The 21,703-nt window shown below is 70.4% G+C and carries 17 protein-coding genes; 7 read left to right on the forward strand and 10 right to left on the reverse strand.

Translation table 11 applies throughout. The features are described 5' to 3' along the window. The first annotated feature begins 328 nt into the window (after nt 1-328). Nucleotides 329-1,153, forward strand: a complete 825-nt coding sequence (locus T336_RS0112895) for an HpaF protein (protein WP_244883930.1) — start codon at nt 329-331, stop codon at nt 1,151-1,153. Here the strand turns inward: T336_RS0112895 and T336_RS0112900 are convergent. The 3 genes from T336_RS0112900 to T336_RS0112910 form a co-directional block, all read right to left on the reverse strand. Next, nucleotides 1,131-2,903 (reverse strand): TonB family protein, encoded by a 1,773-nt coding sequence (locus T336_RS0112900; RefSeq protein ID WP_026432861.1) that lies wholly within the window; start codon nt 2,901-2,903, stop codon nt 1,131-1,133. The genes T336_RS0112895 and T336_RS0112900 overlap by 23 nt on opposite strands. After that, complete coding sequence (locus tag T336_RS0112905; RefSeq protein ID WP_026432862.1) at nt 2,900-4,618, reverse strand: Hsp70 family protein; 1,719 nt, start codon at nt 4,616-4,618, stop codon at nt 2,900-2,902. The genes T336_RS0112900 and T336_RS0112905 overlap by 4 nt, the downstream gene beginning before the upstream one ends. A 151-nt stretch (nt 4,619-4,769) precedes the next feature. Then, nucleotides 4,770-6,677 carry a S8 family peptidase gene (locus T336_RS0112910; protein WP_026432863.1) on the reverse strand — a complete coding sequence of 636 codons (1,908 nt, stop codon included), beginning with the start codon at nt 6,675-6,677 and terminating at the stop codon, nt 4,770-4,772. Between the two features lie 371 nt (nt 6,678-7,048). Between T336_RS0112910 and T336_RS0112915 the strand changes: the two genes are divergently transcribed. From T336_RS0112915 to T336_RS25145, 6 genes are all read left to right on the forward strand, one after another. Further along, entirely contained in the window at nt 7,049-7,945 is an 897-nt protein-coding gene (locus T336_RS0112915; protein WP_026432864.1) for a helix-turn-helix domain-containing protein, read from the forward strand. 188 nt (nt 7,946-8,133) lie between these two features. Next, on the forward strand, nt 8,134-9,792 hold the full coding sequence (locus tag T336_RS0112920; protein ID WP_026432865.1) for a flavin-containing monooxygenase: 1,659 nt from the start codon (nt 8,134-8,136) through the stop codon (nt 9,790-9,792). A 28-nt stretch (nt 9,793-9,820) separates the two neighbouring features. Beyond that, nucleotides 9,821-10,591 (forward strand): SDR family NAD(P)-dependent oxidoreductase, encoded by a 771-nt coding sequence (locus T336_RS0112925; protein WP_026432866.1) that lies wholly within the window; start codon nt 9,821-9,823, stop codon nt 10,589-10,591. Nucleotides 10,592-10,620: 29 nt separating this feature from the next. Beyond that, nucleotides 10,621-11,673, forward strand: a complete 1,053-nt coding sequence (locus T336_RS0112930) for an alpha/beta fold hydrolase (protein WP_026432867.1) — start codon at nt 10,621-10,623, stop codon at nt 11,671-11,673. A 33-nt stretch (nt 11,674-11,706) separates the two neighbouring features. Beyond that, on the forward strand, nt 11,707-12,477 hold the full coding sequence (locus tag T336_RS0112935) for an SDR family NAD(P)-dependent oxidoreductase (RefSeq protein WP_035225933.1): 771 nt from the start codon (nt 11,707-11,709) through the stop codon (nt 12,475-12,477). A gap of 128 nt (nt 12,478-12,605) precedes the next feature. Then, nucleotides 12,606-14,081 carry a methyl-accepting chemotaxis protein gene (locus T336_RS25145; RefSeq protein WP_051647186.1) on the forward strand — a complete coding sequence of 492 codons (1,476 nt, stop codon included), beginning with the start codon at nt 12,606-12,608 and terminating at the stop codon, nt 14,079-14,081. 43 nt (nt 14,082-14,124) lie between these two features. On the opposite strand, the gene sstT is transcribed toward T336_RS25145, so the two are convergent. From sstT to T336_RS0112975, 7 genes are all read right to left on the reverse strand, one after another. Further along, a complete protein-coding gene (gene sstT, locus T336_RS0112945; protein WP_026432869.1) occupies nt 14,125-15,372 on the reverse strand; it encodes a serine/threonine transporter SstT in 1,248 nt (415 codons plus the stop codon). 266 nt (nt 15,373-15,638) lie between these two features. Continuing rightward, nucleotides 15,639-16,973, reverse strand: a complete 1,335-nt coding sequence (locus T336_RS0112950) for a glycerate kinase type-2 family protein (protein WP_051647188.1) — start codon at nt 16,971-16,973, stop codon at nt 15,639-15,641. Further along, nucleotides 16,961-17,968: a transketolase family protein gene (locus T336_RS0112955; protein WP_026432871.1), complete on the reverse strand. Its 1,008-nt coding sequence runs from the start codon at nt 17,966-17,968 to the stop codon at nt 16,961-16,963. Before T336_RS0112955 ends, T336_RS0112950 begins: the two co-directional genes overlap by 13 nt. A gap of 18 nt (nt 17,969-17,986) precedes the next feature. Continuing rightward, complete coding sequence (locus tag T336_RS0112960; RefSeq protein WP_019702649.1) at nt 17,987-18,814, reverse strand: transketolase; 828 nt, start codon at nt 18,812-18,814, stop codon at nt 17,987-17,989. A gap of 31 nt (nt 18,815-18,845) precedes the next feature. Further along, nucleotides 18,846-20,105 (reverse strand): TRAP transporter large permease, encoded by a 1,260-nt coding sequence (locus T336_RS0112965; protein WP_026432872.1) that lies wholly within the window; start codon nt 20,103-20,105, stop codon nt 18,846-18,848. Next, complete coding sequence (locus tag T336_RS0112970) at nt 20,102-20,605, reverse strand: TRAP transporter small permease (RefSeq protein WP_026432873.1); 504 nt, start codon at nt 20,603-20,605, stop codon at nt 20,102-20,104. Before T336_RS0112970 ends, T336_RS0112965 begins: the two co-directional genes overlap by 4 nt. Nucleotides 20,606-20,655: 50 nt before the next feature. Beyond that, nucleotides 20,656-21,642, reverse strand: a complete 987-nt coding sequence (locus tag T336_RS0112975) for a TRAP transporter substrate-binding protein (RefSeq protein ID WP_026432874.1) — start codon at nt 21,640-21,642, stop codon at nt 20,656-20,658. Between the last annotated feature and the right edge of the window lie 61 nt (nt 21,643-21,703).

Consider the following 21,703-nt stretch of genomic DNA (forward strand, 5'->3'; position numbering starts at 1 on the left):
CTGAGTTACCGTCCGTGGCGGCCAGGACCGCTCCACGCGGCATGCCCACCCCATGCTCCGTATCCAGCGAACCTTCCCGAACACGTCCACGCGGCCCGCTGCTCCGGCTGCACCGGGTCCTGACGGCCCAGCGCCACGAGGTACCACGCTTCGGCAACTGCTCCGGGACCCCGGGGAGACATCCGGAGCGCCGGGTCCTGACGCACCGGCGCCACGGCGCACTACGCTCCGGCAACTGCTCCGGGAATCCGAACCGGCATACGGAGCCGCAGCTCTCCGGCAGGCGCCGCCGGAGCGGCCACGCCACCGTCCCATGCTGTGGGAGTTGATGCACGCAGAAGGCGGAAGGGTGGGCGCGGGCCTGCATCCGCCCACGGAGGCCCTGTCGCGGCGCAAACCCGCAACGGCGCCCGGCTCGGAAGTAGCAGCCCATGGCGAACACCTGCGGAAGTCGGCCGCCGACCTGCAGGCCGTGGACGGGGCTGCGGCCGAGGCCTTCCAGCGGTGGACCCGCGGCCTGCAGGACCAGGCCGCGGTACTCGACCAGCCGCTGACGCAGGCAGACATGGAGTTGGTCGATGCCGTGGTGGCCGAGGCCCTGCGGTCCACCGCCTTCCGGCAGGCCTTCACCACTTTCCTGGTGGAGCACGCCCCCGGCGACCTCCACCTGGACGGATCACCGCGCGACGAAGGTTTCCAGCGCATCGCAGGCGACGCCCGCACCGCCTATGCGTGCATGCTGGAGCACCGGCTCATGCGCGGCACGGGCCAGGACGAAGCACTGCACCTGCTGCTGGACGCCCTGCGCGATCCCCGCCTGGGCCTGTCCCGGGACACCTTGCTGCACGAAAGGCCGCCCACCGGCGGCCCCGAGCGGATATGGCCGCCATTGCGGGCCTATGTGGTCCTGCACGACCCTGCGGGCTCCGCGGCCCAGGAAAAAGCCGCCGCCCTGGCCGCTGGCGCCTTCGAGCAGGCGCAGCAGGGACGCATCGATGAAGCTGCGGCCATCGCGCAGTCCGAGGCAGCGCAGGCGCACGCGAACGGCGCGGCCGACCGGCGGGCCCGCGCGCTGCTGCAGGACTGGGGTTTCGGCCCCGTCCCTGCGGCGGACGGAGCGCGTCCGCCCCTCAGGGCCTCGGCCGGAACGTGATCACCATCTCCGGAGGGAACTGCCCCTGGTCATCCGCAGGCACCCGCTGGACGCGCGCCACCGCGCGCAGCACGGCCTGGTCCCAGTCCGCGCTGCCGCTGGGCTGCACCAGCCGGTAGCTTTCGATGGCGCCCTGGGCGCTCAGCCGCAACCGGACTTCGGCGGCGGGATTGCCGGTCACGCCCTGCGGCAGGCTGATCTGCGACTGGAAGGCATCGCGGATCCGCTGGGCGTAGTCGCGCGGCTTGACCGCGAGACCGGCGGCCGGCTTTTCCCCGGGGCCGGCGGCCGGCTTGTCCGACAGCACGAAGTTGAACGGGATGCGGTAGCTGGCGTCCACGGCATACCCCTGGCTGTCCTTGGCGGGGTGGAAGGTGGCATTGCGCACGGCGGCCAGGGCCGACTCGTCCAGTTCCCGGTGGCCGGAACTCTGGGCGATGGAAACATCCCGCGCCTGCCCCATCGATCCGATGGTGGCGGAGACGACGACACGCCCTTCGTGCCCCCGGCGGCGGGCCTCGGGCGGATAGACGGGCTGCAGCGGCGTGACCGGGGTGGCGCGCGCGGAGAGCGACGGCGGCACGGGCCCCGCCGGCTCGCGGGGCGACAGGCCAGGGTAGATGCCGCCCACCCCGGTCCCTGGCGGCAGGCTGCCGTGGACGGGCGCAGCCGGTGAAGGCGCCGATCGCGGCGGATCGTTCTGCAGGCACGTCCGCAACAGAGCCGTGAGGACCAGCACGCCGAAGATGATCCACCCGTTGCCGATGCGGAAAGACGATTCCGGCACCGAAAACGGCCCGGCTGCGGGCGCGGGCGCGGGTACCCTGGCCGGCGCATAGGTCAGCCAGCGCCGCCACCGCGGCACGGCATCCGCCCATTCGCGCCACCGCTCCGCGTTGCCCAGCGCGGTGACCACGTGCAGCCAGTGCGGAAACAGGCTGCGCAGGTGCAGCACCCGGGGCAGGTGCCGCAGCAGGAACCCCGTGCCCGGGCGCCTGTCGTCCCGCAGCCGGCGGATGAGGTCCCGCTGGCCCACCCGCACCTTTTTCGGCTGCGCATCGTAGAAATCGAGTTCGTCGATCGCGGAGGCGATCACCGCCCCCGCGCGCCCGAACGCGGCCAGCCGGTCCCGGTCGCGGCGCCAGCCGAAACACTCCATCGCGGGCCCGAACAGGTACTCGTGGCCCGGCTGCCAGCCGTTCGCCAGCAGGGACACCACGCCGCCCTCGAACAGGAACCGGGCATCCATGTCGATCAGGCGCTCGCCTTCGAGCGCCTGCTGCAGCCAGGCCTGTACCTTCTCATGGGCCCCGCGCCGCCGCTGCGGCAGCGCCGCGCGCATCGCCTCGAAGACCTCGCGGGCCGAGGCTTCCGCGGCCCGGGCGGCGGCCTGCCGGAGCGCGGCCGCATCGCCGGGGCCATGGCCCGGCTCGCGCGCGGCCGGCGGCGGTGGCCCTGCGGGGAGATCGGGTTCAGCGGGCGCTGGTGGCTCGGCGGGCAATGGTGGTTCTGCATCCGCTGGTGGTTCTTCGCCCGCCTGCTCCCCATCCTCTTGCTGCTGGCGATGGGCGAACCACTGCAGGGAGACCTCGTAAGCCTGGCGCAGGGACTGGAAACCGCCGGGGTCCTTTTCCTGGTCGATCTGCTTGAGCAGCCGCGCGTAGGCACGGCGGATCGCCCGGTCGTCCGCCGCCTCGTCGAGGCCGAGGTGGGCGAGGAACGGAGGCGGCGTGCGGCTTTCCGTGCTCACGGTTCGTCGTCCGCGAGGACGGCCCCCGTGCGCTCGAGGTGGGCCAGCTGGTCCTCCAGCAGCTTGCGCGCCTTGGCGACGACGCGGCCGTCCTGGGTGGCCAGGGCCCCTTCGAACCGCAGGATCTGCTCCGCCAGCCACTCCCGCGCGCCGCCCCGCAACTGCTGGTAGATACGCTCCGCATGCGCCATGGCGGTGCGGTTCTCCAGCGCATCGCGCGGATGGATCTTCAGCGCGCCCATGGCCGTGAGGCGCTCGGCGATCTCGGCTTCGGTCAGCAGGCCCGGATTGCCTTCGATGACGACGCTGAAGGTCTTCTGCGTGCTGGGCACATGCGCCTCCACCTGCAGCAGGCCATTGACGTCATAGCTGAAGCGCACCTCCAGGGAGGAATCCTCGCGGCTCGTGCCCGGCAGCTCGATCCGCAGGTTGCCCAGGTGGATGTTGTCCTGCACCAGGCGCGATTCGCCCTGGTAGATCTCCAGATCGACGAACACCTGGTCGTCCCGCGTCGGCGCATAGGTCTTCATGCGGCTGACCGGCACGATCGTGTTGCGCTCGATGATGGGATCGAAATGGCCCGCCGTGGAACTCCCGTCGGGCATGCGCTTGTTCACGGCCACCCCCAGGGAATAGGGCGACACATCGGTCATCACCACTTCGCTGAGGGCCGCGTCCTTCGCCTTCAGCCCGGCCTGGATGGCCGCGCCCATGGCGACCACCTCGTCCGGGTTGAAGTCGATGGCGGGAAAGCGGCCGAACATCGTCGTCGCGAGCCGCCGGACCATCGGCATGCGCGTGGCGCCGCCGGCCAGCACGATGTTGTCCAGCATGACGGTGCGCAGGTTCGCGTCCCGCAGGGCCCGCTCCACCGGCAGCCGCAGCTGCTTGAGCAGCGTGGCGCAGGCGCTTTCGAACAGGGACTCGTCCACTTCCAGGGACAGAGGCTTTCCCTGGTGCTCCACCGACAGCACGGCCCGTGCCTGCTCGCTGAGCGCCCGCTTCGCGCGCTCGGCGGCCGCAACGAGCCGCTGCATGAAGTGGCTGTCCCGGCGCAGGGATTCGGAGAGCTTGAGGCGCTCGAAGAACAGGTTCACCAGGGCCTGCAGGAAATCCTCGCCGCCGAGGAAGTTGTCCCCCGCGGATGCCCGCACCTCCATCACACCGTCGAACATCTCCAGGATGGAGACATCGAAGGTGCCGCCGCCCAGGTCGAAGACGAGGAACCGGGTTTCGCTGTCCTGCTGGTGCAGTCCGTAGGCCAATGCCGCCGCCGTCGGCTCGTTGAGCAGCCGGTCGACCCGCAGCCCGGCCAGGGCGCCCGCGGCCCGCGTGGCCTTGCGCTGCGCATCCGAGAAATAGGCGGGCACCGTGACCACCGCTTCCTCCACCGGCTCGCCGAGGAACGCTTCGGCGTCGGCCTTCAGCGCGCGCAGCACCAGCGACGACAGCTCCTCGGGCCGGAACGCGCGCCCGGCCAGCACCATCGTCTTGTCGCTGCCCATGTAGCGCTTGAAGTTCGCGGCCGTCCGGTCCGGGTGGGTCTGCAGCCGCTCGCGGGCCGCGCGCCCGACCAGCACCGTGCCGTCCTCGTCCAGGCTGACGCAGGACGGCGTCAGCATCTCGCCGAGCGCATTCGGGATCAGGACGGATCGCCCGTCCTTCCATGCCGCCGCCAGGCTGTTGGTGGTTCCCAGGTCGATGCCGATGATCATCCTCTGCTCCATGTCCTTTGGCGATCAGGCATCGCTCGAAACGTGTGCGGAGCCCCGGGAAACGGCGGTCGCGATGCCGCATGCCACTGCCGGGCTCGAAAGCCCGAGCATGCCATAAAGTTACGCGCCAGGTTAACGACTTGATACCAGCTCAGGGCCGGGAACGCAGGGTCATCGCCCGCGTCACCGCGAGTTCCGCATTGACGAAGCCATGGCCCGAGCGCACGTCATGGCCGGGCGCGCTGAGCGGGTCGCCGGCATCCACCATGTCGCGCGCCGTTTCGCGCAATGCCGGCCCCACCTCGCCGGCACGCATCTTCATGCCCGAGGCCTGCAGCATGAGAGCGGCGACGCCAGCCAGGTGCGGCGAGGCGGCGGAGGTGCCGAAGAAGTTCGGCCAGCCGTTGCCGTCCGTGTCCACGCCGAAGACCGAGTTGTCCACCCCGTCGGGGGCGCAAAGGTCCGGCTTGTGCGTATCGAGGGGATGGGACAGCGCCACACCGTCCGCGTCGCGCGTGCGCGCGAAGCCGCCCGTGGAGGAGAACGTCTCGGCCACCGGGCCGCGCGGCGTATTCACCTGCGAATAGCGCACGGCACAGGCGACGATGGCGCCCTCCGACGCGTTGTGGCCCACGGCAGTCGCGGAGTGGAAGGCCGCCTCGCGCGGCCAGTCCACCAGCGACATGTCGCTGGGCTGCGCGATCAGCTTGAAACGCCCGGGCGGGCGGCCGGTGCCTTCAGGCATGCCGACGCCGATGTGGATGGTGAAGGTCGCGTCGGCCGCATCCGGGTTCAGGAAGGCGAAGACGAACTCGAACGGGTCGCCGCCGACATTGCGGGTGGCGGAGAGGAAGGAGATGTTTCCGCCGCGGTCGTCGGTGAACGCGAACAGGTCCAGGTCGGAGGCGGAGCCTGCGCGGGACCGGGTGAACGAGGCGAAAGGCTCGTCCCACTGCAACACGATGCGCACCCGGCCGCCGCGGTGCAGGGTGACCGGGAAGGTGGTGCGCCCCCCGCCCCAGTCGTGCATCTGCCAGCGGCCCTGTGCAGCGCCTCCCATCGTCAGCCCGCGTGCGGGCAGGGGCTGGAACCAGCCTTCGGCGGACCAGTCGGCGAAGTTGGCCGCGGCATTGATGGAGAGCACGTTCCCGCTGGCAAGAAGCTCCCGCTGGACGGCACCGATCGGGCTTTCCTGGAACCAGGGATCGTTGGTCCAGTACATGTCGTCGCTGATGACGTTGGCGCCTGCCTTCGCCAGGGCGCGCAGGCCGTCGGCATGGTCCTGGACGCTCTCGGGAATGTAGACCGCCAGGGAGGCGCCGGGGGCGACGTCGTGGACGATCTGCGCCATGGCGCGGCCCTCGTCGCTGTCCCTGCCGCTGCTGCGGTCCTTGAGCACCCGCACGGGCTGCAGGCGGCCATTGGGATTGCCGGGGCCGGGCAGGTCGCCGCGTGCCACGTCCGCGGCCGCCCCGCCCTGCGTGTCGTAACCGGTGGAGGTCACCCCCACGACGACGCCCGATCCATCCACCCCGAAGCTGCGCCGCGCGCGCGCGGAACCCTGCACCGCGTCGCCCTGCGACGTCACCCCGCCCACGCTGCCGAACGGCTCCGGCGCCGGCCGCACGAAGCGCGCCGTGCGCAGCGACTGCAGGGCGCCCAGGCCCGCCACGGGCATCCGGCCCAGCACCAGGTTGCCCTGCTGGCGCACATCCGTGGCGCCCAGCCTGCGCAATTCGTCCGCCAGCGCGGCATCGTCGCCCAGGGACAGGGCCTCGATGCGCACCATGCCATCCACCACCCGCGGGCCGACGAAGCCTCTCGCGGCATCCGCCGGGGCGACCAGGTTGCCGCCGCGGCGCAAATGCTCCCCCCAGAGCATCTTCAATTGCGGATCGATGAAGGACCCGTTCTCCATCGCCGCCACCCCGGCGCTTTCCGGCCGCACCACCACGCCGCCTGCGGCGTCCGGCCCGGCCATCGCCCCACCGGCCACCAGGGCGCACGCCAGTCCCGCGCCCCATGCCATCCACTGCCTGTTGTATTGGAATTGCAGCATCCGAGATACCTCTTGCGGCGCGATCCGCGCCATGGACATCCGTTCATCGAATCATCCGCGCGCAACACCCCACAGTCAGGAGCGCCGCAGCCCGTACGGCCGGGCGCACCATGCACCGGGCAACGAATTCCACCACGCGGATTTCCGGATGCCTCCCGGATGGCAACAGCTGCACATGGCTGTTGCACATGGCAACCTTTATGTCACTTCTTCCTTCGGCAACGACGACTGGACTTCCCTGCCGGCGCCGGGCCGGCACAGGGCGCAGGCGCGGACGTAGAAGCAGGCGCCCCCGCCGGCCGGATGCCGGGGCGGCTGTCTGGTGTTTCCCCCAGCCCCGGCCCCGCCCGCCGTCGTTTGAAATCGGGGCCATGGCGATTCCTGCCCAGCCCATCGCGTCCGAAGACCTGCCCCGCTGGGTGCCCGGCGAGCTGCTGCGCAGCAGCGACGGATGCGACTGGAACAGCGTGGCGCTGCGCGCCTACCGCTACGGCGGCCTGGACGTGGAGGTGCCGCCGCTGTCGGACTTCATCCTGGTGTGCTACCAGGAGGGCACCACGCTCATGGAGCGCCGCTTCGAGGGCCGCTGGACGCGCACCGAATGCCGGCCGGGCGACGTGTCGCTGCTGACCCGATCGCAGGCCTCGCACTGGCACTGGACCGCGCCCATCGACGTGGCGCACGTCTATCTGCCCTCCAGCCTGCTGTCGCGCGTGGCCGCCGACGTGCTGGACCGTCCCGTCGCCGACGTGCGGCTGCATGACCTGCTGCGCATGCAGGACCCGGCGGTCAGCCACATCGTCCAGGCCATGGCGCACGAGGCCGGCAGCAGCGCCGTCGGCGGCGCGCTGTATGCCGAAGCGCTGGGCACGCAGCTGGCGGTGCATCTGCTGCGGCACTACGCCTCGGTGGATTTCATCGACCAGTCGGCCAGCGGCCAGCTGCCGGCCGCGCTGCGCCGCCGGCTCGAGGAATTCGTGGAGGAGCGCCTGGACCAGCCCCTGTCGCTGGAAGAGCTGGCGGCCGTCGCCGGCATGGGCGTGTGGTCGTTCTGCAAGCGCTTCCGCGCCTCGTTCCAGACCTCGCCGCACGGCTACGTCATCGACCGGCGGGTGGAGCGCGCCCGGCGCCTGCTCCTGCACAGCACGCTGGCGCTCAAGGCCGTGGCCGCCGAATGCGGCTTCTCCGACCAGGCCCATCTGACGCGGGCCGTGCGCGCCCGCCTGGGCTGCACCCCGGCCGCCCTGCGCCAGGGCAGGCCGCACTGAGGCTCCGCGCCCCTCCCCCTCCCTCACACATTCCTTCAACGCGCGCACCGGATCGTTCAAGTCCGGCCCGCACGCCGTGCCTATCGTGCATGCCATGGCCAACGCAGCCATGTCCCGGAAGGACGCCGCAGGGCCCTGCAGCCCGCGCGAGCGCCCCTCCCCATCCATGCACACAAGGAGACAAGCACATGAACGATACGGTTCTGGAACGCAAGGGCGCGACCGCGGAAGACGCGCCGCCCACCCGGCTCGACGCCATGGTCATCGGCGCGGGCGTGGCCGGCCTCTACCAATTGCACCGCATGCGCGAGATGGGCCTGAAGGTGCGGGCCTACGACACGGCTTCCGGCGTCGGCGGCACCTGGTACTGGAACCGCTACCCCGGCGCGCGCTTCGACTCGCAGGCCGAGATCTACCAGTACTGGTTCTCCGAGGCGCTCTACAAGGCCTGGCAGCCCAGCGAGCGCTTTCCGGCCCAGCCCGAGACCGAGCAATGGCTCAACTTCGTGGCCGACCGGCTGGACCTGAAGAAGGACATCCAGTTCGGCACCCGCATCGTCTCGGCCCACTACCAGGAAGGCACCGGCCGCTGGCTGGTCACCACGGCGACCGGCGAGCGCATCGACACCCAATACCTGCTGGCCTGCTGCGGCATGCTGTCGGCGCCGCTGGCCGACCGCTTTCCGGGGCAATCGAGCTTTCACGGCCCCATCACGCACACCGGCCTGTGGCCCAGGGAAGGCATCGACCTGAAGGGCAAGCGCGTGGCCGTGATCGGCACGGGCGCCACCGGCATCCAGGTGATACAGACCATCGCGCGCGAGGTCGGCTCGCTCAAGGTCTTCACGCGGTCGCCGCAGTACGTGGTGCCGATGCGCAACCCCAAGTACAGCGCGGCCGACTGGCAGCGCTGGGGCGAGCGCTTCCATGAGCTCAAGGCGCGCGTGCGCACCACCTTCGCGGGCTTCGACTGCGACTTCGAGAACCGGCCCTGGGCCGAGCTGACGCCTGCCGAGCGCACGGAGATCCTGGAGAAGTACTGGAACGACGGCTCGCTGGCGATGTGGCTGGCGACCTTCCCCGAGATGTTCTTCGACGAGGGCGTGAGCGCCGAGGTCTCGGAATTCGTGCGCGGCAAGATGCGCGTGCGGCTGCGCAACGATCCCCGGCTCTGCCAGATCCTCATCCCCGGCCCCGGGGACTACGGCTTCGGCACCCACCGCGTGCCGCTGGAGAACGGCTACCTGGAGGTCTATCTGCAGGACAATGTCGAGCCCATCGACTGCCGCGCCACGCCCATCGAGCGCATCGTGCCCGAAGGCATACGGACCGCCGACGGCCGGGTCCACGAAGTGGACGTGATCATCATGGCCACCGGCTTCGACGCCGGCTCCGGCGCGCTCAGCCGCATCGACATCCGCGGGCGCGGCGGCCGGTCGCTGAAGGAGCAGTGGTCGCAGGAGATCCGCACCGCCATGGGCCTGCAGGTCCACGGCTATCCCAACCTCTTCACCACGGGCGCGCCTCTGGCGCCCTCGGCGGCGCTCTGCAACATGACCACCTGCCTGCAGCAGCAGGTGGACTGGATCAGCGAATGCATCGCCCACGCCCGCCGCCACGGCAAGCAGACCGTCGAGGCGACGAAGGAATTCGAGGACCGCTGGGTGCAGCACCACGACGAGACCGCCGCCGCCACGCTGGTGGTCAAGACCGACTCCTGGTACATGGGCTCGAACGTCGATGGCAAGCCGCGCCGCCTGCTCTCCTACATCGGCGGTGCGGGCAACTACCACCGCCAGTGCGACGAGCTGGCCGCCCAGGGCTACCCCGGCTTCGAGATGGCCTGAAGACCGCACGCTGTCCCAGGAGACGACCATGAAACGACTCGAAGGCAAGGTGGCCGCCGTGACCGGCGGCGCCAACGGCCTGGGCGAAGCCATCGCGCTGCGCCTGGGCGAGGAAGGCGCCGCCGTGGCGCTGCTGGACCGCGACGAGCAGCGCGGCCGCGAGGTAGCCGCACAGCTGCAGGAGCGCGGGATCCGCGCCCTCTTCGCCACGGCCGACGTGACCCGCGAAGACCAGGTGCGCGCCGCGCTGGACCAGGTTGCCAAGGAGCTGGGCGGCCTGCACGTGCTGGTCAACAACGCCGGCATCGAAGGCGCCAACCAGCCCACCCACGAACTGCCGCTGCAGGAGTGGGAGCGGGTGATGGCGGTGAACGTCACCGGGGTCTTCCTCTGCACCAAGCACGCGATCCCGCACCTGCGGGCCGCGGGCGGCGGCTCCATCGTCAACATCTCGTCGATCTACGGCATCGTGGGCGGCGGCGACGTGCCGCCCTATCACGCAGCCAAGGGGGCCGTGCGCACGATGTCGAAGAACGACGCGCTGACCTACGCCCCGGACCGCATCCGCGTGAACTCGCTGCACCCCGGCTTCGTCTTCACCGCGATGGTCAAGCGCCATGCCCAGCATTCGGGCCTGCCCGAAGAGGCCGTGCGCCAGCACCTGGACAGCCTGCACCCCCTGGGCGGCACCGGCACGCCCGACGACATCGCCTGGGGCGTGGTGTACCTGGCCTCCGACCAGGCCCGCTGGGTCACGGGCTCGGAACTCGTGATCGACGGCGGCTACACGGCCCGCTGACTCCCATCATTGCCCGAAGAGACGACACCATGACGCAGAACACCTACTACACCCAGGAAGCCCACGGCCCCTTCGAGCGCATCGGCATCGGCGCGCTGGAGCTGGAAGACGGCGGCGTGCTGCCCGACTGCCAGCTGGCCGTGGCCACGCACGGCATGCTCAACGCCGCCCGGGACAACGCCATCCTCGTGCCCACCTGGTATTCGGGCACCAGCAAGATCATGGAGCAGGCCTATATCGGCCCGGGGCGCGCGCTGGACCCGTCGCGCTACTTCATCATCGTGGTCAACCAGATCGGCAACGGCCTGTCCACCTCGCCGCACGATGCGGCCGGCGAACTCGCCGGGCCGGGCTTTCCCAAGGTGCGCATCGGCGACGACGTGCGTGCGCAGCACCGGCTGGTCACCGGGCACTACGGCCTGCGCGAGCTGGCCCTGGTGGTGGGCGGCTCCATGGGCGCGCAGCAGACCTACGAATGGGCCGTACGCTACCCCGAGATGGTGCGCCGCGCGGCGCCCATCGCCGGCACCGCGAAGAACACCGAGCACGATTTCCTCTTCGCCCAGACCCTGGCCGATGCCATCACCTCGGACCCGGGCTTCCAGGGCGGCCGCTACGCATCGCCGGCCGACGTGGCCGCCGGCCTGAAGCGCCACGCCCAGCTGTGGACGGTGATGGGCTGGAGCACCGACTTCTTCCGCGAGGGCCGCCACAAGGCGCTGGGCTTCGACTCCCTGCAGGCCTTCGTGGACCAGTTCATGGCCGGCTACTTCGCGCCCATGGACCCCAACGCCCTGCTGGCCATGGCCTGGAAGTGGCAGCGCGGCGACGTCAGCCGCCACACCGGCGGCGACCTCGCGGCGGCGCTGGGCCGCATCCGGGCGAAGACCTTCGTGATGCCGATCAGCCATGACATGTTCTTCCCGCCCGCCGACTGCCAGGCCGAGCAGCGGCTCATACCGGGCAGCGAATTCCGCCCGCTCGCCTGCATCGACGGCCATCTGGGCCTGTTCGGCACCGACCCGCAGTTCCTCGCCCAGGTCGATGCCCATCTCCAGGATCTGCTGGCCCTGCCGGCCTGAGCAGCTACCCCCGAACCCATTCAAGGAGACACCATGTCGAAAAGACTGCAAGGCAAATGCGTCGTCATCACCGGCGGCGCGGGCGGCATCGGCCTGGCCAGCGCCCGGCTGTTCATCAGCGAAGGCGCCCAGGTCGTGCTGGTCGATCTGCAGCAGGAGGCGCTGGACGCCGCGCTGGCGCAGCTCGCCAGCGGCGCGGCCAGCGCCGTGGCGGCCGACGTGAGCGACGAGGCGCAGACCCGGGCCTATCTGCAGGCAGCGCTGGAGCGGCACGGCCGCATCGACGCGCTGTTCTGCAACGCCGGCACCGAGGGCCGGATCGCACCCATCGCCGACTACCCCATGGACGCCTTCGACCGCGTGATGGCGGTGAACGTGCGCGGCGTCTACCTGGGCCTCAAGCACGCCATGCCCATCATGCAGAAGCAGGGCGGGGGCAGCATCGTCATCACCTCCTCCATCGCCGGCCTGAAAGGCTTCGCCGGCCTGTCGGCCTATGTGACGAGCAAGCATGCGCTGGTGGGCCTGATGCGCTCGGCCGTGCTGGAGGCCGGCGGCTCCGGCGTGCGCATCAACACCATCCACCCCTCGCCCATCGAGACACGCATGATGCGATCCATCGAGGAAGGCGCTGCGCCCGGCGCCGGCACGGCGGCCAAGGCGCAGTTCTCGGCCGCCATTCCGGCCGGGCGCTATGGCCTGCCGGAGGAAGTGGCGCGCACCGCGCTGTTCCTCGCCAGCGACGACAGCGTGTTCTGCACGGGCGGGCGCTACAGCGTGGACGGGGGGATGTCGGCCGGGTGAGATGGTGTTCACGATTTCCAGGAGGCACGCTGATGCGTGCGTGCCCCGGAAATTCCCTGATGCCCGAGTGATCCAGGGTGGATACAAATTCGTACAAAAGCAAACAAATCCCACGCCCCTCCCACGCCATGCAAAAACGCTCCATACGCCAATGGCTGAAACTCCTCGCGATCGTGCTGCTCGTGTCCGCGGTCACGTCGTTCTACGGCTTGCGCCTGATGGGCAAGGGAGCGAAGTTCCATTACCTGGAGCGCGAGTACGCGGTGAACCTGCTGCACCTGGACAGGGACCTGGAGCACGCGGCGGCAGGGGCTGCGCTGGACAAGGCGCCCGTCCTCAAGGCGTTGAACCATTCGCAATGGATCTCCGGCCATGTGGACACGGAACTCTTCGGCTTCGAGCTCGTCGCGTTCCGCCTCATGGGCTTCGGCGCGGTGATCGACCTGCCCCGCGACAGCATCCGGCGCGTGGGCGCCATGATCGCCAGGCTGGAGGCGGACCCTTCGGCCCAACTCTCTCCGGCGCTGGCGAAGGCCCTGCAGCCGGACCTCGTGGAGCTCATCCGCTACGGCGACGATTTCGCCAAGGAAGTCTCCTCCGCCGTGAACTTCGTGGGCGTCGCCGTGCGCGTGCTGACAGCGATCTGCCTGGCCCTGCTGGGCCTGAGCCTCTGGCGCATGGCAGCCGCCGTGCTCGGCCCGCTGGAAAACGCGCGGGACGTGGCGCAGACCCTGGCCCAGGGCGATCTGTCGGTGCGCATCGGCGGCAGCGATGACCGCGGCCAGGCCCACGAGGTGGGCGAGCTGCTGTCCGCGCTGCGCACCATGCAGAGCACGTTCAGGGACGTGGTCGCGCGGGTGACCGACGCCAGCCAGGCCGTGGTGTCCGGCAGCAGCGAAATCGCCAGCGGCAGCACCGACCTGAGCCACCGCACCGAAGAGCAGGCCAGCCGCCTGCAGCAGGCCTCATCGGCCATGACGGAGATGGTGGAGGCGGTGCGGCAGAACGCCGATACCGCGGCGTCCGCGACCCAGGTGGCCCGCGAGGCCAACGACGCGGCACGCCAGGGCGCGGAGGTCATGGCGCGCACGATGGAAACCATGAAGGCCATCGCCAACGACTCGGGCAGCATCGCCAACATCGTCGGTGTGATCGACTCCATCGCCTTCCAGACCAACATCCTGGCCCTGAACGCCGCGGTCGAGGCCGCACGGGCCGGAGAGCAGGGACGCGGGTTCGCGGTGGTGGCCAGCGAGGTGCGCACGCTGGCAGGACGGGCCGCCGCCTCTGCGCGCGAGATCAAGACGCTGATCGGCGCGAGCGTCGAGAAGGTCGGCGCGGGCTCGCAGCTGGTGGACGATGCGGTGAGCGCTGTGCAGCAGATCGAATCCCGGGTGGATCAGGTGCAGCAGCTGATCGGCGCCATCTCGTCCACGCTGGCACAGCAGTCCTCGGGCATCGAGGAGATCTCCCAGGCCGTCGCGCATCTGGACGGTTCCACCCAGCAGAACGCCGCCATGGCCGAGCAGAGCGCCGCGGCCACCCACAGCCTGAAGCAGCAGGCCGACAGGCTGGGCGAAGCCGTGGCGTTCTTCCGGATGTAGCGCTCACGCCGCGGCCCGGCGCCCGCCGCATCCTCCGGTCGCCTCAGGCGCGCACCGCGCCGGAGCCCTGCCCGGGCAGCTGCACGTCGCCAGGGCAGCCGGCGGCGGTCAGCAGCACGTCGGTGGAGGAATTGAGCGCCGTCTCGGCCGAGTCCTGCACCACGCTGATCACGAAGCCGATGGCCACCACCTGCATGGCCACGTCGGCGGAAATGCCGAACAGGCTGGTGGCCATGGGAATGAGCAGCAGCGAACCGCCGGCCACGCCCGAGACGCCGGCCGCTGCCAGCGAGGACACGATGCACAGCAGCAGCGCGGTGAGCAGATCGACCTGGATGCCCAGCGTGTTCGTGGCCGCCAGCGTCATCACGGTGATGGTGACCGCGGCGCCCGCCATGTTGATGGTCGCGCCCAGCGGGATGGAGATGGCGTAGGTGTCCTCGTGCAGGCCCAGCTTGCGGCACAGCTCCAGGTTGATGGGGATGTTGGCCGCCGAGCTGCGCGTGAAGAAGGCGGTGATGCCGCTTTCGCGCAGGCAGGTGAAGACCAGCGGATACGGGTTGCGGCGCAGCTTCCAGAAGACGATCAGCGGGTTCATCACCAGCGCGACGAACAGCATGCAGCCCACGATGACCAGCAGCAGCTGGCCATAGGCCGCCAGCGCGCCCAGGCCCGACTGCGCCAGCGTGGCCGCCACCAGGCCGAAGATGCCCAGCGGGGCGAACGAGATCACCAGCTTGATCAGGCCGGAGATCGCGTCGGACAGGTCGAACAGCATGCGGCGCGTGCTCTCGCTGGCATGGCGCAGCATCACGCCCAGGCCGATCGCCCAGGCCAGGATGCCGATGAAGTTGGCCTCCATCAGCGCCTTGACCGGGTTCTGCACCGCGCTCAGCAGCAGGTTGCGCAGCACGCCCAGGATGCTGCCGGGCGGCTCGCCGCCCACCGGCGGCGCATCGAGCACCAGCGTGGTGGGGAACATGAAGCTCGCAGCCACGGCCACCATCGCCGCGCCCAGCGTGCTGAGGATGTAGAGCCCGATGATGGGCCGGATATGCGTGGGCTGCCCCGCCTGGTGGCCGGCGATGGCCGCCGCCACCAGCACGAGCACCAGCACCGGCGCCACCGCCTTCAGGCCCGCGATGAAGAGGTCGCCCAGCAGGCCGGCGGACTCGGCCACGCCCGGCGCCAGCAGGGCCAGCAGCACGCCCAGCGCCATGCCGATGAGGATCCGCGTCACCAGCCCGGTGCGCGTGTAGAGGCGTGCCGCCCCGGAAAAAACGAATGCCATCGAGATTGCCTCCAGTTGAATTAATTCTAGGGGTCGGGCATAAGAACGGGCTGACCATCTCCCAGGGGTCGGGCAGCGGTGTGGGTGGGATGGAAGGCACGGTGCGCAGTGGATAGCTTGGACTATCCAAGGGCGGCACCCCGGCCGGCGCGCTGGACGACCGGCGGGTGCAGGCGGTGCATGACTGGATCGTGGAGCAGGCGCTGAGCGCGTGAGCATCTGAGCGGGCGGGCCGCGCCAGGGCCGCTCAGAACGTGTTCACGTTCTCAGGCTACGAGCAGCGCGCGGAAGTCGTTCACGTTGGTGTGCGTGGGGCCGGTCACGACCAGATCGCCCAGCGCGCCGAAGAAGCCGTAGGCGTCGTGGCGCTGCTGGTGGTCCGGCAGGGCCAGGCCCAGGGCCCGCGCGCGCTCCAGGGTGTCGGGCGCCACGAAGGCGCCCGCGTTGTCCTCCACGCCGTCGATGCCGTCGGTGTCGGCCGCCAGGGCCCAGACGCCCGGCTGGCCCTGCAGCGCCTCGGCCACGCCCATGCAGAACTCGCCCGCGCGGCCGCCGCGCCCCTGCGGGCCCGCCGCGGGCACGGCGCCGACGGTGACCGTGGTCTCGCCGCCGCTCAGCAGCACGCAGGGCCGCTGCAGGCTGCTGCGGCCCTGGGCGATGGCGCGGGCCATGGCGCCGTGCATGCGGCCGATCTCGCGCGACTCGCCCTCGATCGCATCGCCCAGCAGGTGCACGGCCAGCCCGGCATCGTGCGCCGCCTGCGCGGCGGCCTGCAGCGACTGCCAGGGCGTGGCCAGCAGATGCACGGCATGGCCGGCCAGCCGCGCATCGCCGGGCTTGGGGGTTTCCCAGCGGCCGGCCTCCAGGGCCTGCCGCACGGGCGCGGGCAGCGGGATGCGGTAGCGGCCGGCGATGGCGAGCGCATCGGCGCAGGTGCCGGCATCGGCCACCGTCGGGCCGCTGGCGATGGCGGAAAGCTCGTCGCCCGGCACGTCGCTGATCGCCAGGGTGACGACCGGCGCCGGCGCGCAGGCCACGGCCAGCCGTCCGCCCTTGATGCGGGAGAGGTGCTTGCGCACGCAGTTCATCTCGGAGATGGTGGCGCCGCTCGCCAGCAGCGCACGGTGGATGGCCTGCTTGTCCTTGAGCGTCAGGCCTTCGGCCGGCAGCGTGAGCAGGGCCGAGCCGCCGCCCGAGATCAGGCAGATGACCAGGTCGTCGGCCGTGAGGCCCTGCGCCAGGGCCAGCATGCGTTCGGCCGCCCGCAGCCCGGCGGCATCGGGCACGGGATGGGCGGCTTCCACGATCTCCACCCGGGCGGGCAGGCCCGCAGGCCGGGGCGGCACATGGCCGTAGCGCGTGGCGACCAGGCCGGAGAGCGGCGCATCGGCCGGCCACAGCGCCTCCAGCGCATGCACCATGGCGCCGCCGGCCTTGCCGCCGCCCAGCACCAGCGTGCGCCCGCGCGGCGGAGGCGGCAGCAGCGCGGCCATGCCCTGGCCCGGCTGCGCGCGCCGCACGGCGGCGAGGAACAATGCCTCCAGGAAGCCGCGCGGCGCCTGCAGGGCCCCGGCCAGCGCCGGCCCGCTCAGTCCAGCCATCGGCGGATGGACTCCACGACCTTGGCCGTCGAGATGCCGTAGCGGTCGTGCAGCGTGGGCAGCGCGCCGGCATCGAGGAAGGCGTCGGGCAGGGCCAGCATGCGGAAGCGTGCCGGCGCCACGCCTTCCTGCAGCAGCAGGCCGGCCACGGCCTCGCCCAGCCCGCCGACATGGGTGTGGTTCTCGGCCACCACCACCAGCCGGCCCGGGCGGCGCACCTGCTCCAGGATGGCGGCGGCGTCCAGCGGCTTGATGGTGGGGCAGTGCAGCACGGCCACGCCCACCTTGTCGCCGGCCAGTTGCCTGGCGGCCTCCAGGGCGCGCATGGTCAGCAGGCCGCTGGAGATCACCAGCACCTCGGCGCCGTCGCGCAGCAGCTTCGCCTTGCCCAGCTCGAAGCGGTAGCCCTCGTATTCGTCCAGCACCAGCGGCACGCTGCCGCGCAGCAGGCGCATGTACACCGGGCCGGGGTGCGCGGCGATCTGCGGCACGGCCTGCTCGATGTCCAGCGCATCGCACGGATCGACCACGGTCAGGCCGGGAATGGCGCGCATCATGGCCAGGTCTTCGGTGGCCTGGTGGCTGGGGCCGTAGCCGGTGGTCAGGCCCGGCAGCGCGCAGCAGATCTTCACGTTCAGGTGCTCTTCGGCGATCACCTGGTGGATGAAGTCGTAGGCGCGCCGCGTGCCGAACACGGCATAGGTGGTGGCGAAGGGCACCAGGCCCACCTTGGCCATGCCGCCGGCCGCGCCCATGAGCAATTGCTCGGCCATGCCCATCTGGAAGAAGCGCTCCGGATAGGCCTGGGCGAAGAGGTGCAGGTCGGTGTACTTGGCCAGGTCGGCCGTCATGCCCACGACCTCCGGGTGCTGCGCGGCGTATTCGACCAGCGCCTTGCCGAAAGGCGCGGCCCTGACGCGCTGGCCCTCGTCGGCGATGGAGGCGATCATGGCCGAGGTGGTCAGCCGGGGCTTCGTCTGCGTTGCGGTGTTCATCGTCTTGGTCTCCATCGCTCAGGGCCGGTTGGCGTCCAGCACGTCCAGCGCCTGCTGCCATTCGGGCGGATCCACGCGGATGAAATGGTTCTTGTCGCGCGCTTCCAGGAAGGGCACGCCGCAGCCCATGAGGGTGTCGCACAGGATCACGCGCGGCCGCGGCTCGGCCAGGCTGCGCGCCGTGTCGAAGGCGCGCACCACGGCGGGCAGGTGGTTGCCGTCCACCCGCTGCACGTGCCAGCCGAAGGCGGCCCACTTGTCCGCCAGCGGCTCGAAGCCCAGCACCTTGCCGGAAGGGCCGTCGGCCTGCTGGTTGTTGATGTCCACCAGGCAGATCAGGTTGCCCAGGCCGTGGTGGGCGGCCGACAGGGCGGCCTCCCAGGTCGAGCCTTCGTCCAGCTCGCCGTCGGACATGGAGTTGTAGACGAAGGCCGGGTTGCCGCGGTGGCGCAGCCCCAGCGCCATGCCCACCGCAATGGGCAGGCCCTGGCCCAGCGAGCCGCCGGACATCTCCATGCCCGGCGTGTAGCTGGCCATGCCCGACATGGGCAGCCGGCTGTCGTCGCTGCCGTAGGTCTCCAGCTCCGATTCGGGAATGATGCCGGCCTCGATCAGCGCCGCGTAGAAAGCGATCGCATAGTGGCCGTGGGACAGCAGGAAGCGGTCGCGCCCGTCCCATTCGGGGTCTTCGGGACGCAGCTGCAGGGCGTGGGCGTAGGCGGTGGCCAGCACGTCGGCGTAGCCCAGGGCCTGGCCGACGTAGCCCTGGCCCTGGACCTCGCCCATGCGCACCGCGAAGCGGCGGATGCGCCACGCGGCCTGGGCGATGTGTTCGAGCTTGCTCATGGATTCGTCTCTCCGGTGGGTGGAATCAGGGTCAGCGCAGGGTCAGCCACGGCAGATAGGCGAAGCCCAGCAGCAGCAGCAGCGCGACCACGTAGAAGGGGATCAGCTCCTTGACCACGTCGCCGATGCGCACCTTGGCGATCGAGCTGGTGATGAACAAGGTGGTGCCGATGGGCGGGTGGTAGAGCCCGATGGAGAGGTTCACGATCATCATGATTCCCAGCTGGATGGTGTCCATGCCCACGGCGGAAGCCAGCGGCACGAACATGGGCGTGAGCAGCAGCACGGCGGCCGGCAGGTCGATGAACATGCCCGTGGCGAGCATGATCAGGTTCATCGCCAGGATGATCAGCCAGGGCGACTGCAGCGTCTCCTTGGCGTACTGCGTGAAGGCGGCGGGCAGCTGCTCGTAGGTGACGATCCAGCCCACCACGCTGGAGGCCATGATGATCAGCAGCACCACGCCGGTGGAGATGCCGGCCTCCACCGCCGCATGCTTGAGCTTGGCCAGCGTCAGGTCGCGGTACACCACGCACGACACCACCAGCGCATACAGCGTGGACATCACGCTCACCTCGGTCGGCGTGGCGATGCCGAAGCGCAGGAAGATGATGATCAGCACCGGCATGGCGAGCGCCGGGCCGGCGTGCAGCAGCTGCTTCCAGAAGGCGGGCCATTCGAAGGGCGTGGTGTCGCGCGGGAAGTTGCGGCGCCGCCCCTGCACGTAGCACACGGCCATGAAGCCGCCGCACATCAGCAGCCCGGGCAGGATGCCGGCGACGAACAGCGCGCCGATCGAGGCGCCCGACACCAGCGCATAGACGATCATCGGGATCGAGGGCGGGATCAGGATGTCGATGGTGGCCGCCGCGGCCAGCGTGCCCGCCGCGAAGGGCGCCGGGTAGCCCAGCTTCTTGAGCCAGGGGATCAGCATGGAGCCGATGGCCGAGGCATCGGCCACGGCCGAGCCGGAAACCCCGCCGAAGATGGTGGACGACAGCACGCCCACCTGGGCCGGTCCGCCGTGCACGCGGCCGATCATCATGGACAGCAGGTTGACCAGGCTCTGGCCCAGCCGGCCGCTGACCATGAGCGCGCCCGTCATCATGAAGAAGGGAATGGCGATCAGCGGGAAGCTCTGCGTCTGCGTGATCATCTGCTCCACCGCCAGATGGACGGGAACGCGGTCGATGATGAGCAGGCCGCCCACGGAGGCCAGCACCAGCGCGTGCGCGATCGGGACCGAGGCCAGCGCGGCGACGATGAAGAGGCCGATGATGAGGAAGGTCATGCGTCGGCTCCCACGGTGCTGGCGGGCAGCTCGCCCCGCACGATCTGCGGCAGCCGGCACAGGGTGACCACGGCCAGCAGCACGAAGCCCAGCAGCAGGCTGCCCACGCTGACCGAGCCCGGCACCTGCATGATGGGCGTGCGCTCGTCGGCGGCGATCTCGAACACCGGCCAGGCGGCCCAGGCCAGGCCCAGGTACAGCGCCGCCACCACCAGCGAGCCGGCGGCCAGCACCCAGCGGCGCGCGGCGCCCAGCCGCTGCGTGAGCAGCACCACGGCGATGTGCGAGCCGTGCTGGGCGGCCAGCACCACGCCGGCCATGATCATCCAGGGGAACATCAGCTCGGGCAGCTCGGCTGCGAAGGTCAGGCTGGTGCCGGCCAGGTAGCGCAGCACCACGTTGATGCTCAGGATCAGGAACACCACGGACAGGGTGAGATACAGCACGGCATGGCACCACCAGGTGATGGCGGCGTCCACCGCGCGGAGAAGAGGATTCATGGACAACTCCTTGGCACGCCGGAGCGTTCCGGCGCGCGGCGATGGATCGTTCAGCGGGCGGCCTGCTGCACCTGGGTGACGAAGGCGCCGATCGGGCCGGTGCTCCACTTCGCATAGACGGGCTTGACGGCTTCCACGAAGGCGGCGCGGTCCACGGTGTCCACCTGCATGCCCTTGGCCTTGAGGTCAGCGACCAGCTTGTCGTCGATCTCCTTGTTCATCTGGCGCTGCATCTGGGTCGCCTCCGCGGCCGCTTCCATCACCGCCTGCCGGTCGGCCGGGGCCATGCGGTCCCAGGTGCGCCGGCTCATCAGGAAGGGCGTGCTCTCGTACTTGTGGCCGGTGAGCGCAAGGTACTTCTGCACCTCGTAGAGCTTGGCCGAGGCGATGTTGGTGAGCGGGTTCTCCTGCCCGTCCACCACGCCCTGCTGCAGCGCCACGTACAGCTCGGAAAACTTGATCTGCTGCGGATCGGCGCCCAGCGCCTGCATGATGTCCATCGTCACCGCATCGGGCGGCGTGCGCATCTTCAGGCCCTTCATGTCGGCAGGCAGCTTGACGGGACGCTTGCTGTTGGTCACGTGGCGCACGCCGTTGTCCCACAGGCCCAGCAGCACCATGCCCTTGGCGGCGGCCTTGTCGGCCAGTTCCTTGCCGATGGGGCCGTCCATCACGCTCCAGGCCTTCTGCACGTCGGCGAAGAGGAAGGGCATGCCCAGGGCCGCGAACTCGGGCACCACCGCCGCCACCGCGCCCTGGCTGTTGGCGGAGAAATCCAGCGTGCCGGAGCGCAGGGCCGTGACCATGGCCGCATCGTCGCCCAGCTGCGCCGAGTGGGCCACCTGGATCTCCACCCGGCCATTGGTCTTGGCCTTCACCAGATCGGCGAACTTGACGGCGGCCAGATGGCGCGGGTTGTCCGGCGGATTGCCGTGGGCCAGCGTGAGCTTGACGGGCTGCTGCGCCGTGGCGAGCGAGGCGCCGGCCGCCAGCGCGGCGGCCAGCAGGGTACGGCGGAGGATGCGGATGGATGCCATGGTCTTGTCTCCTGTGGAATAGGTCTTGTCGTCGGCCTTTGCGGCCTTGTGGATCTCTGGC

Origin of the sequence: Paracidovorax oryzae ATCC 19882, assembly GCF_000687165.1 — a bacterium.
In the GTDB taxonomy this organism is placed as follows: domain Bacteria; phylum Pseudomonadota; class Gammaproteobacteria; order Burkholderiales; family Burkholderiaceae_C; genus Paracidovorax; species Paracidovorax oryzae.

Excerpts from the sequence above, each read along its gene's own strand:
- T336_RS25145 (WP_051647186.1), top strand. The coding sequence starts at position 12,606 with ATGCAAAAACGCTCCATACGCCAATGGCTGAAACTCCTCGCGATCGTG.
- T336_RS0112925 (WP_026432866.1), top strand. The coding sequence starts at position 9,821 with ATGAAACGACTCGAAGGCAAGGTGGCCGCCGTGACCGGCGGCGCCAAC.
- T336_RS0112915 (WP_026432864.1), top strand. The coding sequence starts at position 7,049 with ATGGCGATTCCTGCCCAGCCCATCGCGTCCGAAGACCTGCCCCGCTGG.
- T336_RS0112930 (WP_026432867.1), top strand. The coding sequence starts at position 10,621 with ATGACGCAGAACACCTACTACACCCAGGAAGCCCACGGCCCCTTCGAG.
- T336_RS0112910 (WP_026432863.1), bottom strand. The coding sequence starts at position 6,677 with ATGCTGCAATTCCAATACAACAGGCAGTGGATGGCATGGGGCGCGGGA.
- T336_RS0112935 (WP_035225933.1), top strand. The coding sequence starts at position 11,707 with ATGTCGAAAAGACTGCAAGGCAAATGCGTCGTCATCACCGGCGGCGCG.
- T336_RS0112975 (WP_026432874.1), bottom strand. The coding sequence starts at position 21,642 with ATGGCATCCATCCGCATCCTCCGCCGTACCCTGCTGGCCGCCGCGCTG.
- T336_RS0112895 (WP_244883930.1), top strand. The coding sequence starts at position 329 with ATGCACGCAGAAGGCGGAAGGGTGGGCGCGGGCCTGCATCCGCCCACG.
- T336_RS0112970 (WP_026432873.1), bottom strand. The coding sequence starts at position 20,605 with ATGAATCCTCTTCTCCGCGCGGTGGACGCCGCCATCACCTGGTGGTGC.
- T336_RS0112965 (WP_026432872.1), bottom strand. The coding sequence starts at position 20,105 with ATGACCTTCCTCATCATCGGCCTCTTCATCGTCGCCGCGCTGGCCTCG.
- T336_RS0112955 (WP_026432871.1), bottom strand. The coding sequence starts at position 17,968 with ATGAACACCGCAACGCAGACGAAGCCCCGGCTGACCACCTCGGCCATG.
- sstT (WP_026432869.1), bottom strand. The coding sequence starts at position 15,372 with ATGGCATTCGTTTTTTCCGGGGCGGCACGCCTCTACACGCGCACCGGG.
- T336_RS0112960 (WP_019702649.1), bottom strand. The coding sequence starts at position 18,814 with ATGAGCAAGCTCGAACACATCGCCCAGGCCGCGTGGCGCATCCGCCGC.
- T336_RS0112950 (WP_051647188.1), bottom strand. The coding sequence starts at position 16,973 with ATGGCTGGACTGAGCGGGCCGGCGCTGGCCGGGGCCCTGCAGGCGCCG.
- T336_RS0112920 (WP_026432865.1), top strand. The coding sequence starts at position 8,134 with ATGAACGATACGGTTCTGGAACGCAAGGGCGCGACCGCGGAAGACGCG.
- T336_RS0112905 (WP_026432862.1), bottom strand. The coding sequence starts at position 4,618 with ATGATCATCGGCATCGACCTGGGAACCACCAACAGCCTGGCGGCGGCA.